Source organism: Maribacter litoralis (assembly GCF_003075045.1).
In the GTDB taxonomy this organism is placed as follows: Bacteria; Bacteroidota; Bacteroidia; order Flavobacteriales; family Flavobacteriaceae; genus Maribacter; species Maribacter litoralis.
The window spans coordinates 780343-796420 of sequence record NZ_QCZD01000001.1; the positions used below are offsets into that span (position 1 = coordinate 780343).

Genomic DNA, 16078 nt, shown 5'->3' on the forward strand with positions numbered 1-16078 from the left:
ATCTATCATTTGTAGTAAAATACAATCCCAAACAACTGATAATCAATTTTCTAAAAACTTTATCACATCTCCCTTAATCATAGTTTAAACATCAATTTTAAGAAAAAGTTCAAAGTATGACAATTGTCATTTTCTAAGGTTCCATACCCACCTAAATTTACCGAATAATTACGATTGGTATGAGTGTTATTTATGTTTTACTAGCGATTAGCCTAGTGGTTGCAATCATCTTTTTTGTCGCCTTTATTTTTTCGGTAAGGCAAGGGCAATATGATGATGCTTATACACCTTCCGTAAGAATGCTTTTTGAAGATGAATTGGTAAAGCCAAAGAAGAAAAAAGTAAAAAGTAAAGAGTAAAGAGTAAAGAGTAAAGAGTAAAGAGTAAAGAGTAAAGAGTAAAGAGTAAAGAGTAAAGAGTAAAGAGTAAAGTAAAAAATTGAAAGTAAAGGACATTTGCAAATTAATAGGAGTCTCATCTCTATTTTCTTTTCTCTCTGTTCTTCATTTTAGAAAATAAAATCCAATTAAATAAACAAGTATAATTATGGAAGTACAGCAGTTTTATTACGATAACAAAATCGTGAAAAATTTCCTTTATGCAACCATGTTCTGGGGCATAGTGGGTATGTCCGTGGGCTTATTGTTAGCCTTTATGTTCATGTTCCCAAACTTGACCGACGGCATATCATGGTTAAGCTTTGGTCGTTTACGCCCTTTGCACACCAATGCGGTAATCTTTGCATTTGTAGGTAATGCTATCTATGCCGGGGTCTACTACTCTACCCAACGTTTGTTGAAAGCGCGTATGTATAGCGATTTTCTAAGCAAATTCAATTTTTGGGGCTGGCAATTGATCATCGTTGCAGCTGCAATTACCTTACCGTTAGGGTATACCAGTTCTAAGGAGTACGCTGAGCTTGAATGGCCTATAGATATCGCCATTGCCTTAGTATGGGTCGCTTTTGGTGTAAACCTAATCGGTACCATGATCAAAAGAAGACAACGCCATCTTTACGTGGCTATCTGGTTCTATTTGGCAACATTTGTAACGGTAGCGGTACTTCATATTTTTAATAGTCTGGAATTACCTGTAACTGGTTTAAAAAGTTATTCTGTGTATGCAGGTGTACAAGATGCATTGGTGCAATGGTGGTACGGTCATAATGCGGTAGCATTTTTCTTGACCACTCCATTCTTGGGGCTTATGTATTATTTTGTACCCAAAGCGGCCAACAGACCAGTTTACTCCTATAGACTGTCTATTGTCCACTTCTGGTCACTGATCTTCATCTATATCTGGGCCGGTCCACACCACCTTTTGTACTCTGCTTTGCCTGATTGGGCACAGAACTTAGGTGTTGCGTTCTCTATCATGCTTTTAGCTCCGTCATGGGGTGGTATGATCAACGGACTCTTAACTTTACGAGGTGCTTGGGATAAAGTACGTACCGATCCTGTTTTAAAATTCATGGTCGTCGCTATCACCGGTTATGGTATGGCAACTTTTGAAGGTCCAATGCTTTCGCTTAAAAACGTAAATGCCATTGCGCACTTCAGTGATTGGATCATTGCTCACGTTCATGTAGGCGCTTTAGCATGGAACGGATTCTTAACCTTTGGTATGATCTATTGGTTGGTACCTAAAATGACCAAGAAAAAACTATTTTCAACACCATTGGCGAACTTCCATTTCTGGATCGGAACCTTAGGTATCATTCTTTATGCCTTACCCATGTACGTTGCCGGTTTTACCCAGGCTTTAATGTGGAAAGATTTTAATCCTGATGGAACCTTGGTATACGGTAACTTCCTTGAAACCGTAAACGAGATTATGCCAATGTACTGGATGCGTGCCATTGGTGGTAGTCTTTACATTGTTGGTGCTATTGTAATGATATACAACGTTGTACGAACTATAAAAGCTGGTAGCGTTATAGAAGATGAATTGGCAGAGGCTGCAGCACTTACTCGTGTTTCAAAGAAAAGAACTGCTGGAGAAACCTTTCATACTTGGTTAGAGCGTAAGCCTATTCAATTGACTATATTGGCTACCATCGCTATCCTTATCGGTGGTATTATACAGATTGTGCCCACCATTTTGGTGAAATCCAACATACCTACAATCACAAGTGTTAAACCATATACTCCTTTAGAATTAGAAGGTCGGGATCTTTACATTCGTGAAGGTTGTGTAAGCTGTCACTCACAAATGGTTCGTCCGTTTAGAAGTGAGGTGGAGCGCTATGGAGAATATGCCAAAGCTGGTGAATTTGTTTACGACCACCCGTTCCTTTGGGGCAGTAAACGTACCGGTCCAGATTTATTGAGGGTTGGAGGTAAATATTCCGATAACTGGCATTTGAACCATATGTACGATCCACAGAGTACTTCTTCAGGGTCCATAATGCCAGCCTATGCTTGGTTAATAAGAGATGAGCACGACAGAAGCGACATTCAGGCAAAAATGGAAGCAATGGTTACCCTAGGCGTACCGTATACCGATGAGGATATTGCAAATGCCGAAGCCTCAATGGATGCACAAGCCGAACAGATCGAAAAGAATCTTTACAGTGATCCCGATTTTGCAAAGACCTATGAAGCCGACAAACAATATGCTGCTGAAAATGGAGAGGAATTTATAGAAATGAGAGATCGTGAAATTGTTTCCTTAATTGCATACCTACAACGTTTAGGTACGGACATTAAGGTGAAGGAAACCGGTGAATTATTATCTGACAATTAAAACTAAAAAACATGTTCAAATTTGTAAAAGGTTACATGGAAACAATAGATGGTGTAGCAACCTACCCCATGATATCATTACTAATATTCTTTGTGTTTTTCACACTACTATTCTGGTGGGTCATTACCGCATCAAAATCGTACATAAAAGAAGTTAGCGAATTGCCTTTAGAAGAAGATAACCAACTAAATAACGAATTATGAAAAACAATACAGCCTGGTGGTTTAGAATAATCGTGGCCTTTTTCTTGGTCATCGTACTTATGGAAGTTTATATTGATAGTGGTGATAAACCGGCTTTCATAGCGTACCCTACATTAATGTTCGGTTTTATGGCACTTATACTATTGCTATTGATCGCAATTGCATTTATTGTTCAAGCTATTGAAAATGTGCTCTACAACACCTTGGATGATGAGGCCAAAGTGAGATACTTGGCAGAAAAGGAAAAAAAGTGGGAATGGACTTGGGGTAAAAAAATGTACTCCAAAATGTTGGGCAGTAAGCCTATAGAATCGGAAGAAGAGATTATACTTGACCATAACTACGACGGTATTCGTGAGCTAGACAATAATCTACCACCTTGGTGGGTATACCTGTTCTACGCCTCTATCGTTTTCGGTGTAGTTTACTTGGCACGTTTTCATGTCTTTAACGATTATGACCAAGATCTTGAATACGAGCTAGAGGTTGCTGCTGCACAATTAGAAATTGAAGCATATAAAAAAACAGCTAAAGGCTTGGTAGATGCCAATACAGTGGAGCTATTAACCGATGCGGCCGACCTAAGTGCCGGTAAAGGTATTTTCGAAGGCAACTGTGTAGCTTGCCATATGGCCGATGGTGGTGGCGGTATTGGTCCAAACCTTACCGATGAAAACTGGATTCTTGGTGGGGGCATAAGAAATGTCTTTAACACCATATCTGAAGGTGGTCGTGACGGTAAAGGTATGATCGCCTGGAAACAAAACTTAAAACCAGCGGAAATCGCTCAGGTAGCTAGTTATGTGTTAAGTTTTCAAGGTACAACCCCTGCCAATCCTAAAGCTCCAGAGGGCGATATTTGGATAGATCCCAACGCACCTGCAGTAGAAAATCCTGTAGATACAGCGGCTCCTGAAGTTGAAATTGATTCGGCTTCGGTTACCATGAACTAAATTTATTGTTGGCCATGCCTACTAAATGATTAAAGAGAGATAAAATGTCACAAGATCAAGATCACTTCAGGGATTCTATCGGCACCATAAAGGAAGATGGAAAACGGGCTTGGGTATTTCCTAAAAAACCAAGTGGTAAACTTTACGAGTATCGTAAATATGTGAGCTACGTCCTACTTGTTTTCTTGATCGCATCTCCTTTTATAAAAATTAACGGTAATCAATTCTTAATGTTCAATGTGCTCGAAAGGCGCTTTAACATCTTTGGTTTTCCATTCTACCCACAAGATTTTCACCTCTTTGTTATCTCTATGATTATTGGGGTGGTTTTCATAGCATTATTTACCGTTGCATTTGGTCGTATTTTCTGCGGATGGATGTGTCCGCAGACCATTTTTATGGAAATGGTTTTTCGTAGGATAGAATATTGGATAGATGGAGATCGAGGAGCTCAAATGCGATTGGATAGACAAGAATGGAATGCCGAAAAGATTAGAAAACGGGCTTTAAAATGGTTCATCTTTTTTATCATTTCATTCATAATCGCAAACGTTTTTTTAGCCTATTTAATTGGTAGTGACCGTTTGATACAGTACATCACCGATGGTCCGTTACAGCATATTAGCACCATGGTATCGCTGCTTATATTTACTGCGGTATTCTATTTTGTTTTTGCATGGTTTAGAGAACAGGTATGTATTATTGCCTGCCCTTATGGTCGTATGCAAGGGGTTTTACTGGATAACAAATCAATAGTTGTTGCTTATGACCATAAACGTGGTGAAGCTGAAAACGGCAGAAAAAAATGGCGTAAAAATGAAGACCGTGAAGCATTGGGTCATGGAGATTGTATTGATTGTTTTCAATGTGTGAACGTTTGCCCAACAGGTATAGATATTAGAAATGGAACACAGTTAGAATGTGTTAACTGTACCGCTTGTATTGATGAATGCGATACCATAATGGAAAAAGTAAACCTGCCAAAAGGTTTGATCCGTTACGCTAGCGAAGATGAAATTACCAAAAAGGAAAAATTCAAGTTTACACCGCGTTTAAAAGGGTATACCGCAGTGCTTGTCATTTTAACGGGTGTGCTTGTTGGTATGATGTTTTTGAGAAACGACCTTGAAGCCAATATTCTAAGACTGCCAGGGCAACTTTACGAGCACAAGGACGGAAACATCATTAGCAATGTTTACACGTACAAACTTTTAAATAAAACTACGAAAACGGTTGAAGATGTCCATTTTGAATTACTATCTCCTAAAGGGGAAATTAAACTGGTTAGACATGAAAATTTTGATGTTCAACCAGAAGCGCTGGCAGAAGGTACTTTGTTCATAGAAATTAATGCATCTGCCTTAAGTGGCGATAAGAACAACCTCAAAATTGGGGTGTACAGTAATGATAAATTAATTGAGACCACTACGGCTCGCTTTTTAGCACCACGTAGTTATAAATAAAAATTTAAGCACCATGAAAATTAATTGGGGTACCGGTATCGTCATAGCCATTATAGGTTTTATCAGTTTTATCATGTTTTTTGTGGTCAAAATGACCACCAGTCATGATGCGAACCATGATCTGGTCACCGAAGAATATTATAAGGCCGAACTTGGCTACCAAAAAGAAATAGATGCGGAGACTAACGCAAATACCGCGTCTTCACAAATAGAACTCAAAAAATTACCAGAGGGTTTACTCGTTATTTTTCCCGATGGTTATGAAGATACCAATGTAAAAGGTATCGTATCCCTATATAGACCATCCAATAAGAATTTGGATTTTAATTTGCCCATTAGTTTATCCAATTCAGAATTGCTCATACCAGACAATCAATTGTTGGATGGTCGCTGGGATATAAAAATTTTCTGGGAATACGCCGGAAAAGAATATTTATATAAAGAAAGTATAACTTTTTAAGTTATGTTGGTATCTGCCCTCATTTTAGGTCTTATGGGAAGTTTGCACTGCGTAGGTATGTGCGGACCCATTGCTTTTATGCTTCCGGTGGATAGAACAAATAACTACAAGAAATTCGGTCAAATATTTATATATCACTTTGGGCGTTTACTTGCTTATGGCATAATAGGTCTGATATTCGGACTTTTAGGGAAGGGACTGTCCATCTTCGGAATACAACAGAAACTTTCTATCGTTATTGGTATAATAATGATTCTAGTTGTTTTGATTCCGTATCAAACTTTCAACAAATACAACCTTTCAAAACCTATCTATAAAATTATATCAAAAGTTAAGAACCAACTGGGTCAAGAACTAAAGAAAAAATCTCCAGATACATTCTTAACCATAGGTTTCTTAAACGGATTCTTACCCTGCGGATTGGTTTATATGGCACTTTTGGGATCTATTGCAATGGGTGATGCTTTGCAAGGAAGTTTATACATGATGCTTTTTGGCGTTGGCACCTTACCGCTTATGACGGCTGCAATATATTTCAGCAATCTATTAAAAGGAGGCATTCGTCAAAAGGTACAAAGAGCCATTCCCGTTTTTGTAATAATTATAGGTGCTCTTTTTATACTCAGAGGGCTAGGTCTGGGAATACCTTACGTATCACCAGCTCCAGTAACGCAACTGGCATCGAGTACTATAGAATGCCATAACTAACAGCAACCGCCAAAAATTACTATTAAATGAAACCAATACCGAACGAAATTGCTCTTCGCCCAAGGTTTCAGTTACATATTCCCAAGAACAAGAAAATTATTCTCAACAAATTTGAGCAGTCAAAGGTTGATCCTTTTTTAATAAAACGCCTAGATGAGCACATTTTTATAAAGTTCAATCAAAAACACCATCACTTTTGGTCTCCACAATTACATTTGGAATTTGAAGAAATAGATGATATCAGTTGTAAACTATATGGCGTATTTGGCCCTAACCCTACCTTATGGCCCTTCTTTATGTTCATACACTTTATAGTCGCTACTTTATTTATAATTATTAGCATTTGGGCATATTCCAGCGCATCATTAGGTAAAACATATTATATACAAGTTGGTCTTTTAGTGCTGTTAGTTCTCATCTGGTTTATACTATATTTTGCCGGTCGCAGTGGTAAAAAGAAAGGAAAGCCGCAAATGCAGCAATTATTCGACTATATGCAGAATGTTCTTACAGCTTAAATTTTAATTGTTTAGAACTCATTATTATATTTAAGATAACAAAATAACCAACAGACAACCACATGAAACGTATTTTACTTTTAGCTTTGATACTAGCCACGTTTGGTATTAAAACAACAGTTGCCCAACAACAAAGCCAAGAACCAAAAGTAGTAGATAATGTCGCCTATAAATGGGGAAAAATGGCTTTGGACGCCACAGCTTCTGACACCGAAAAGTTTAAACCAAGACCTACAATTACCTCTCGTTATTTAGGATTGATTTTCACCTCCATTTTTGATGCATGGTCTAGATACGATGAAAACGCCATACCGGTATACCTTTCTAATATAGAACGAAGACCTAGTGCCGAGCAAACCCTTAAGAACAAGGAAATTGCAATTAGTTATGCGGCTTATGGCACCATGAAAGAATATTACTTTTCAGATACAGAAATGTTCAGGGCTTTTATGATCGAATTAGGACTTGACCCAGACAATGATTCTACAGACCCCACTACCCCAGAAGGTATTGGCAACTTAGCCGCCAAAGCTACCATTGAAGCTAGAAAGAATGACGGTAGTAACCAATATGGTGAAGTTGATGGTTCTAACGGAGTTCCCTATTTTGATTATACCAATTACAGTCCCGTAAACTCCCCAGATGAAAGCACCGATATTAACCGGTGGCAACCAAAATATTTCTCCGATGGCAAAGGAGGTCAATATGCCCCAGGTTGTCTTACTCCTTATTGGCAAAAGGTAACCCCAATGACCATGACTTCTGCCGATCAGTTTAGACCTGGGCCGCCACCCATGGTAGGCTCAGAGCAATTAAAAAAAGAAGTAAAAGAAGTGGTCGATTTGCAAGCCAACCTTTCTGATGAAGATAAGGCATTGGTAGAATTTATGCGAGACGGACCGCAATCTGTTCAGCAAGCGGGACACTGGTTAAAATTTGCACAAGACGTATCTCGCCGTGATAACCACACCCTAGACCAAGACGTAAAAATGTATTTCTTAACGGAAATCACCGCTATGGATGCTTTTATAGCCTCATGGGATTCTAAAATGTTCTTTGACTATGCGAGACCTTATGCATTGGTACACGAATATTATAAAGATAAAACGATAAAGGCATGGGGCGGACCGGGCAAAGGGGTTATTGAAATGAAAGGACAGGAATGGAGGCCTTATTCTCCAGATATTTTTCTATGTCCGCCATTTCCTAGCTATACTTCGGGCCACAGCACTATAAGTGGTGGTTGTGCAGAGGTTTTACGCCTATTTACCGGAGACGATTATTTTGGTGAATCCGTAGAACTGATACCAGGAAGTTTAACCGAAATAGATACCGAACATTACGGCGAACCGGTTACCATAACCTTCCCTACATTTACTGAAGCCGCTAACATGGCAGGCATATCTAGAGTTATGGGCGGTTACCATATACAGGCAGATAATGTAGCCGGTTTAAAATTAGGCAGAGATGTAGCCCACCAAGCTTGGAAATTTTACAATAAACATTTAGGCCAATAACAGATTACTTATTATAACAATAAGAACCCCCAAGATAATTACCTTGGGGGTACATTTGTTTATAGATTTTGGCTAGTAACTATATTTTAAAAGTTATAACAGGTATTCTGGCGTGGTTGACTACATCTTCACCTATACTTCCATTGAATAAATGAGATATACCTTTACGACCATGTGTAGGCATAGCAATTGCATCTGCTAAAATGGTATTGCCATAATTCAATATACCTTGTTCTACACTGTAATCATTATAGATTTCAACCTGTACTGCCGCATTGGCCTTGGTTAAAAATTTATTAATTTTCTGATAAGCATCTCTATTGCTCATAAAAGCATCATTAGGAGTGTTAATGAACACAACTTCCATTTTGGCATCGATCATATCTGCAAACTCCCTTGCTTTTTGAAAGGCAGGTAAATTATCATCATCGAAATCGCAAGCAAATACGAATCTATCAATGCTTAAACTATTAATCTCACCTTTAATGACCAATACCGGTACGCTTGCATTTCTAACAACCTTCTCGGCATTGGAACCAATGAATATTTCCTCAAATCCGCTAGAGCCATTAGAACCCATTACAATCAGATCTGCATCATGTTCTTCTGCTATAGCATCTAGCTCGCTATACACTTTATAATGCTTGATCACAGGTGTTACCTTTACACCTTCTAGATAAGGTTTTTGTAAAAACTCGGCTAAATTTTTCTCCGCTAGTTTCACCAAAAAGACGGTCTGCTCCATATACATACCATCGGGCGTAGACAACATAGCCTGATTGAGCTCTAGCATATGCACCGCAAAAAGCTCAACATCATGTTTTTTAGCCAAGTCTGCCGCAGCTTTTAAGGCATTTTCCGAGGGTTCTGAAAAATCTGTAAGTACTATTATTTTCTTCATGATTTTTTTATTTAGCAATTCATATTAAATAGAGACGGCAATATTCTTACACGGTCATAGAAAACAACCGTGTATTTGGTTTTTTCTCTTGTAAAGGCAAATCGAATGCCATACATACATTACGTACAAAGGGTCTACCCTTTTCTGTTATTGTTAAACTACCTTCGGCAATGGTAACTATGCCGTCATCTTCCAATTCTTTCAGTCGTTCAAGAATGGCATCCATTTGTGGTAGATGTAGTTTATAAGCACTCCAAGTTGTTTTAAACTGGCACATTAAATTTAAGATATGCCTTCTAATTATTTGATCTTCTTCCGTTAAAATATGTCCTCTATACAACGGTATAATATCATTTTCTACAAGGTTTTGATATTCTTCTACATTCTTTACATTCTGTGCAAAGCCATACCAGCTATCGCTTATACTAGATGCCCCTAAACCAATCATTAAATGTGTATTTGAACTTGTGTAACCCATAAAATTTCTGTGTAGGTTTCCTTTTTCCAGTGCTTGGTACAAACTGTCCGTTTTTAAAGCAAAATGATCCATACCAATTTCATGGTAACCAAATTTCAATAAAAGTTCTTTACCCACTTCATACTGCTTCCTTTTCTCTTCTCCTGCCGGTAAATCGGCATCATTATAACCTCTTTGACCGTTGCCTGCCAGCCATGGCACATGTGCATAGCTGTAAAAAGCAATACGGTCTGGTTTCAGTTCTTTAGTCTTTTCTATTGTATTGATTACGTGCTCTAAATTTTGATGTGGAAGTCCAAAAATAATATCATGGCTTATAGAGGTGTACCCTATTTCCCTAGACCACTCGGTAACATTTTTTACATTAATAAATGGTTGAATTCTGTGTATTGCTTTTTGAACGGTTTCATTGTAATCTTGTACTCCAAAACTTACTCTTCGAAACCCTACATCATATAATGCTTGTAAGTGCACTTTAGTGGTGTTGTTAGGATGGCCTTCAAAACTGAATTCGGCTCCATCTGCCTTGTTGGCAAATCTTAATATGCCGTCTATAAGAAATTTTAAATGCTCTGGTTTAAAAAAAGTTGGTGTACCTCCGCCTAAATGTAACTCTTTAATTATAGGTCTTTCATCGAACATTTCACTATATAATCGCCATTCTTTTAATACTGATTTTATATAGGGCATTTCTACATCATGTCTTTTGGTAATACGCTTATGACATCCGCAGAACGTACACATGCTTTCGCAAAAAGGTAAATGTATGTAAAGGCTAATACCTGTTACAGAATTACTGGCATGAAAACTTTTTTTGACCGTCTCCTCCCATTTTTTCCCAGAAAAGGTATTTATATCCCAAAAAGGAACAGTTGGATAGCTGGTATATCTTGGTCCAGGTACATTATATTTTTGAACAAGCGAACACATATTTATCTTATTTAATAACAAAAATACATGTCTTAAATACCAAAAAATATGATTTATATCAGTTCAAAGTATAATGAATACGTTTACTTTTCATAAACTTTAAATGTGCCTTTTGCTATGTAACCAATGTTACCGAAAAGAATATTGTGATACTATAATTTTGATTTAAAATGCTTTCTTTTATGTTACTACAAGGTTCTAAATTATATAGTATTCTATTTTTAAAATGCCCAAGATGCCATAAAGGTGAATTCTTTGAAGCTAATCCCTATAAATTAAGTAACTTCAATAAGGTAAAAGAACAGTGCCCAAAATGTAATTTAAAATATAGTATTGAACCTAGTTTTTACACGGGTTCTATGTATGTTTCATATGCTGTTGGTATTGCCGTGGCGGTAGCAACATATTTACTGTCGTTGATTTTCAACTTACAGCTTTCAATAGCCGGCCTGTTCATAGCCATTGTTGTTGTATTAATACTGACAATGCCATGGATTGCTGCCGTATCAAAATCTATTTGGGCAAATATTTTTTTTAAATTCGATAAAGAAATAGCACAGAAAATTAATTCATAAGAATGATTCAAGACCTGACCGTAGCATATGGAAAAACCTTTGAAAGAGAGCTAATCAACGAAATAGTTCAAGTTGGCACCTTTAAAGAGGTACCTGAAGGATATAAACTGATGGAAATAGGCGACTACATTAGAGGTATGCCCTTATTGATTACAGGTGCCATAAAAATACTGAGAGAAGATGAAGATGGCGATGAACTATTGCTATACTATTTAGAACAGGGCGACACCTGTTCCATGACCATGGCTTGCTGTATGGGAGATAATCAAAGTGAGATCAGGGCCATTGCCGAAACCGATACCAAACTTATTATGGTTCCCATTCAAAAAATGGAAGAGTGGACCATAAAATATAAATCTTGGCGCAACTTTGTTTTCAACAGCTATCACGAACGCCTAAATGAACTTTTAAATACATTAGATAACATTGCATTTCAAAAAATGGATGAGCGTTTGATCGGTTATTTGAAAGAAAAAGCCAGGGTTACAAATGACCACATAATTCATAGTACCCATCAAGATATTGCCTATGACCTTCATAGTTCTAGAGTGGTAATATCTAGACTATTGAAAAAGTTGGAAGAAATGGGTAAAATAAAATTACACAGAAATTACCTGGAAATTTTAGATTTATAATTTCCTTTGTAACCATTGTTACTGCACAGGCATATTAGCCGTTCTACTTTTGTGATACTAAACATATCACATGGAAATAATACAGTTTTTTGGCTACTTCAGTGCCTTGATCATAGGGGTATCATTAGGTCTTATTGGTGGCGGTGGTTCAATATTGGCAGTACCAGTTTTAGCCTATCTTTTTTCAATTGATGAAAAAGCAGCAACAGCCTATTCTCTTTTTATAGTTGGGGCAAGTGCATTGTTAGGTGGTTGGCAACAACATCTTAAAGGTTATGTTGATTGGCGTACAGCTATTGTTTTCGGTATTCCCGCTATTGTAGGGGTTACCATAGTTAGACATTACGTAGTACCTGCAATGCCAGATGTGCTTTTTCAAATTGAAGAATTTGAGTTTACACGTAGAATGGCAATGTTCGGGCTTTTTGCCATACTAATGATACCGGCTGCCTACTCCATGCTCAAAAAAGAAAAGAACATCGTAAAGACAGGAGAGGTCTCTTATAATTATCCACTGATTTTACTGGAAGGATTATTAGTAGGCGGTATTACCGGACTAATTGGCGCCGGTGGCGGATTTTTGATTATTCCCGCTTTGGTCATTTTGGCAAATGTTGAAATGAAAGTAGCCGTTGGCACTTCATTAATCATAATTGCCATTAAATCTCTAATGGGTTTCTTTCTTGGCGATGCCATGACCATGCTCATAGATTGGAAGTTTCTTGCCATTTTTACATCACTCTCATTTATTGGTATTTTTATTGGTGGTTACCTTGGTAATTTTATAGACGGTAAAAAACTCAAGAAAGGTTTTGGCTATTTTATTCTTCTTATGGCAGGCTTTATTTTCTACATGGAATTCTTTACATAAAATTTCGCTTATGTGACTAATGTCACTGTACAGTGATTTTTCATACAGTAAATTTATCATAGTAATCAAAATATATAACAACATGAAAGTAGAACAAATTTATACAGGATGTTTGGCTCACGCAGCCTATTATATAGAAAGTAACGGAGTAGCGGCAGTATTTGATCCGTTACGCGAAGTACGGCCTTATTTAGATAGAGCTGAAAAAGATAACGCAAAAATCAAATACGTTTTTGAAACCCATTTTCATGCCGATTTTGTAAGCGGCCATTTAGACTTAAAGAAAAAAACAGGAGCAGAAATAGTATTTGGTCCCGGTGCAAAACCTGGCTATAAAGCTACAACTGCAGAAGACAATCAGATTTTTGAGGTAGGAAATTATAAAGTAAAAGTAATTCATACCCCAGGACATACTATGGAGAGTACCACCTACCTTTTAATGGACGAAAAAGGTAAGGAACATGGCATTATTACAGGAGACACACTATTTATTGGCGATGTAGGTAGACCTGATCTTGCTCAACATGTAGTTGCAGATTTGACCGAAGAAAAACTAGCCGGACATCTGTTCGATTCTCTTCGCAATAAAATTATGCCCTTAAGCGATGAACTAATCGTTTATCCAAATCATGGCGCAGGTTCCGCTTGCGGTAAAATGATGAGCAAAGAAACTACAGATACCTTAGGGCATCAAAAGAAAGTAAACTATGCCTTAAGACCAGATATGACCAAAGAGGAGTTTATCAAAGAACTATTGACCGGTCTTACCACTCCCCCAGGATATTTCCCTAAAAATGTTTTAATGAATATTAAGGGTTATGAAAGTTTAGACAACATTATGGACAGAGCCACTACGCCATTTTCCCCTGAGGCTTTTGAAGCCATTGCGAATGAAACGGGAGCTTTGGTTTTAGATACTAGAGATGCAGAAGATTTTGCAAGAGGATTTATACCCAATAGTATCAATATTGGTCTTGAAGGCAGCTTTGCGCAATGGGTAGGTGAAATGATACCGTATATTAAACAAGAAATTTTGTTGGTAACATATAAAGACAAACAAGAGGAAGCCATTACCCGCTTGGCAAGAGTTGGGTATGATCATACCGTAGGTTTTTTAGATGGTGGCTTTGATTCATGGAAAAACTCGGGAAAGGATTTTGAAACCATAAAAAGAATAGATGCTACCAATTTAGAAGCTTCATACTCTAAAGATAACTCCTTGATCATCGATGTTAGAAAAAAGAGCGAGTTCGATTCTGAACATGTAATAGACGCCATAAACGTTCCTTTAAATGAAATTAATCAGCATTTAGCTCAATTTCCAAAAGACAAGCCGTTTGTTTTACATTGTGCAGGTGGTTACAGAAGTATGATCGCCGCTTCAATTTTAAAACAAAGAGGATGGAAGGAATTTACCGATGTCAGAGGCGGATTTGAAGCTATTTCAAAAACAAATCTTCCTAAAACGGAATATGTTTGCCCTTCTACCTTATTATAAAATTTAAATAGTTCTAAAAAATAAAAGCCTTGTAGACCACAAGGCTTTTTTCATTTCTAACGACAAATAATTTTTAGAGCAAGTGTCAGCGCATTTAAATCTCGATTATCAAGCAAATGTAACCTAGGTTACTGTGCAATGTATTTTACAGATGTAATTTTGAATTAATAATAAATATGAAACTATGAAAGTAGAGCAAATATATACCGGCTGTCTAGCACAAGGTGCGTATTACATTGAAAGCAATGGAGAGGTAGCCATTATAGACCCACTACGAGAAGTACAACCTTATATTAAAAAAGCTGCTGCAGATAATGCCAAGATCAAATATATATTTGAAACACATTTTCACGCCGATTTTGTTAGCGGTCATGTAACCCTGGCAAAAGAAACCGGTGCAGAAATTATATACGGACCAAATGCAAATCCGTCTTTTGATGCTCTAATAGCAGCTGATAACCAAGAATTTAAATTAGGCAATATAACTATCATTGCTTTACATACTCCTGGTCATACCATGGAAAGTACCACCTACTTATTACGTGATGAAAAAGGTAAAGACCATGCTATTTTTAGTGGCGATACATTATTTCTAGGTGATGTTGGTAGACCAGACCTTGCCCAGAAAATGGGTGAACTGACGGAGCGTGACCTTGCCGGATTTTTATTTGACAGTCTACGCGAAAAAATTATGCCTTTAGCAGATGACGTTATTGTTTACCCTGCTCATGGTGCCGGTTCTGCCTGTGGCAAGAATATGATGAAAGAAACGGTAGATACTTTGGGCAACCAAAAGAAAATGAATTATGCCCTACGTTCAGATATGACCAAGGAAGAATTCATTGATGAAGTTATTGATGGCTTACTGCCTACACCTCAATATTTTCCCCTAAATGTAAAACTCAATAAAGAAGGGTATGAAGATATAAAGGAAGTCTTAGAACGTGGTACAAGAGCTCTTTCCCCAAAAGCCTTTGAAGCTGCAGCAAATGAAACAGGTGCCATAGTCTTAGATGTTCGTCACCAAGATGATTTTGCCAAAGGACATATTCCACGCTCTATTTTTATAGGATTGGATGGAAGTTTTGCCCCATGGGTAGGCGCATTAATTGCAGATGTACAACAGCCCATTTTATTGGTTACCCCAATAGGAATGGAAGAAGAGGCGGTTACTAGATTATCACGAGTAGGTTTTGATGGAACTTTAGGGTTTTTGGAAGGTGGCTTCGATGCTTGGAAAAAAGGCGCAATGGAGTATGATACCGTTAGTCAGGTCGATGCAGATGAACTTAAGAAAGTTATTGAAACCAATCACGTACCTGTATTCGATGTTCGTAAAGAATCTGAATACCTTTCTGAACACGTTATAGATACCAAAAACACACCATTGGATTTTTTAAATGATCATTTAGCAGAGTTCCCTAATAAAAAAGCCTTCTATGTGCATTGCGCAGGTGGTTACAGAAGTATGATCGCATCATCTATCTTAAAAAGCAGAGGAATTCATAATCTAATAGATGTAAAAGGCGGATTTAAAGTTATTAAGGAAGCTGGTATACCAGTAACGGAATTTGTTTGTCCTACAACATTATAAGTGTAATAATTACTAAAACTTGATTTAGT

16 protein-coding genes are annotated in these 16078 nt (G+C 37.4%); 14 read left to right on the forward strand and 2 right to left on the reverse strand.

All coding sequences use genetic code 11. The features are described 5' to 3' along the window. Positions 1–179: 179 nt before the first annotated feature. The 9 genes from ccoS to DCS95_RS03745 all read left to right on the forward strand — a co-directional run bounded on the left by ccoS (position 180) and on the right by DCS95_RS03745 (position 8567). A complete protein-coding gene (gene ccoS / locus DCS95_RS03705; protein WP_116769475.1) occupies positions 180–359 on the forward strand; it encodes a cbb3-type cytochrome oxidase assembly protein CcoS in 180 nt (59 codons plus the stop codon). Between the two features lie 187 nt (positions 360–546). Further along, the gene (gene ccoN, locus DCS95_RS03710) at positions 547–2745 is read left to right on the forward strand and encodes a cytochrome-c oxidase, cbb3-type subunit I (RefSeq protein WP_116769476.1); all 2199 of its coding nucleotides are present in this window, start codon (positions 547–549) and stop codon (positions 2743–2745) included. 11 nt (positions 2746–2756) lie between these two features. Then, positions 2757–2948: a cytochrome c oxidase subunit IV gene (locus DCS95_RS03715; protein WP_027067528.1), complete on the forward strand. Its 192-nt coding sequence runs from the start codon at positions 2757–2759 to the stop codon at positions 2946–2948. Beyond that, complete coding sequence (locus tag DCS95_RS03720) at positions 2945–3901, forward strand: cbb3-type cytochrome c oxidase N-terminal domain-containing protein (RefSeq protein WP_116769477.1); 957 nt, start codon at positions 2945–2947, stop codon at positions 3899–3901. Before DCS95_RS03715 ends, DCS95_RS03720 begins: the two co-directional genes overlap by 4 nt. Before the next feature lie 44 nt (positions 3902–3945). After that, on the forward strand, positions 3946–5364 hold the full coding sequence (ccoG, locus tag DCS95_RS03725) for a cytochrome c oxidase accessory protein CcoG (protein WP_116769478.1): 1419 nt from the start codon (positions 3946–3948) through the stop codon (positions 5362–5364). 13 nt (positions 5365–5377) lie between these two features. Beyond that, on the forward strand, positions 5378–5824 hold the full coding sequence (locus DCS95_RS03730; RefSeq protein ID WP_116769479.1) for a FixH family protein: 447 nt from the start codon (positions 5378–5380) through the stop codon (positions 5822–5824). Between the two features lie 3 nt (positions 5825–5827). Then, positions 5828–6532: a sulfite exporter TauE/SafE family protein gene (locus DCS95_RS03735; RefSeq protein ID WP_116769480.1), complete on the forward strand. Its 705-nt coding sequence runs from the start codon at positions 5828–5830 to the stop codon at positions 6530–6532. 26 nt (positions 6533–6558) lie between these two features. Next, positions 6559–7050, forward strand: coding sequence for a GTP-binding protein (locus DCS95_RS03740; protein WP_116769481.1), 492 nt, complete (start codon positions 6559–6561; stop codon positions 7048–7050). Positions 7051–7112: 62 nt separating this feature from the next. Continuing rightward, complete coding sequence (locus tag DCS95_RS03745) at positions 7113–8567, forward strand: vanadium-dependent haloperoxidase (protein WP_116769482.1); 1455 nt, start codon at positions 7113–7115, stop codon at positions 8565–8567. 79 nt (positions 8568–8646) lie between these two features. Here DCS95_RS03745 and DCS95_RS03750 read toward each other — a convergent pair whose 3' ends face one another. Further along, the gene (locus DCS95_RS03750) at positions 8647–9468 is read right to left on the reverse strand and encodes a universal stress protein (RefSeq protein ID WP_116769483.1); all 822 of its coding nucleotides are present in this window, start codon (positions 9466–9468) and stop codon (positions 8647–8649) included. 46 nt (positions 9469–9514) lie between these two features. Then, positions 9515–10876 carry an oxygen-independent coproporphyrinogen III oxidase gene (gene hemN / locus DCS95_RS03755; RefSeq protein ID WP_116769484.1) on the reverse strand — a complete coding sequence of 454 codons (1362 nt, stop codon included), beginning with the start codon at positions 10874–10876 and terminating at the stop codon, positions 9515–9517. 182 nt (positions 10877–11058) lie between these two features. Here hemN and DCS95_RS03760 point away from each other — a divergent pair, with 182 nt between their 5' ends. The 5 genes from DCS95_RS03760 (at position 11059) to DCS95_RS03780 (ending at position 16049) form a co-directional block, all read left to right on the forward strand. After that, positions 11059–11451, forward strand: a complete 393-nt coding sequence (locus tag DCS95_RS03760) for a DUF983 domain-containing protein (protein ID WP_116769485.1) — start codon at positions 11059–11061, stop codon at positions 11449–11451. 2 nt (positions 11452–11453) lie between these two features. Then, positions 11454–12086 (forward strand): Crp/Fnr family transcriptional regulator, encoded by a 633-nt coding sequence (locus DCS95_RS03765; RefSeq protein ID WP_116769486.1) that lies wholly within the window; start codon positions 11454–11456, stop codon positions 12084–12086. A 70-nt stretch (positions 12087–12156) separates the two neighbouring features. Then, positions 12157–12957, forward strand: a complete 801-nt coding sequence (locus DCS95_RS03770; protein ID WP_116769487.1) for a sulfite exporter TauE/SafE family protein — start codon at positions 12157–12159, stop codon at positions 12955–12957. A gap of 82 nt (positions 12958–13039) precedes the next feature. After that, complete coding sequence (locus DCS95_RS03775; RefSeq protein WP_116769488.1) at positions 13040–14455, forward strand: MBL fold metallo-hydrolase; 1416 nt, start codon at positions 13040–13042, stop codon at positions 14453–14455. 184 nt (positions 14456–14639) lie between these two features. Continuing rightward, positions 14640–16049 carry an MBL fold metallo-hydrolase gene (locus tag DCS95_RS03780; protein WP_116769489.1) on the forward strand — a complete coding sequence of 470 codons (1410 nt, stop codon included), beginning with the start codon at positions 14640–14642 and terminating at the stop codon, positions 16047–16049. The last annotated feature ends 29 nt before the right edge of the window (positions 16050–16078 follow it).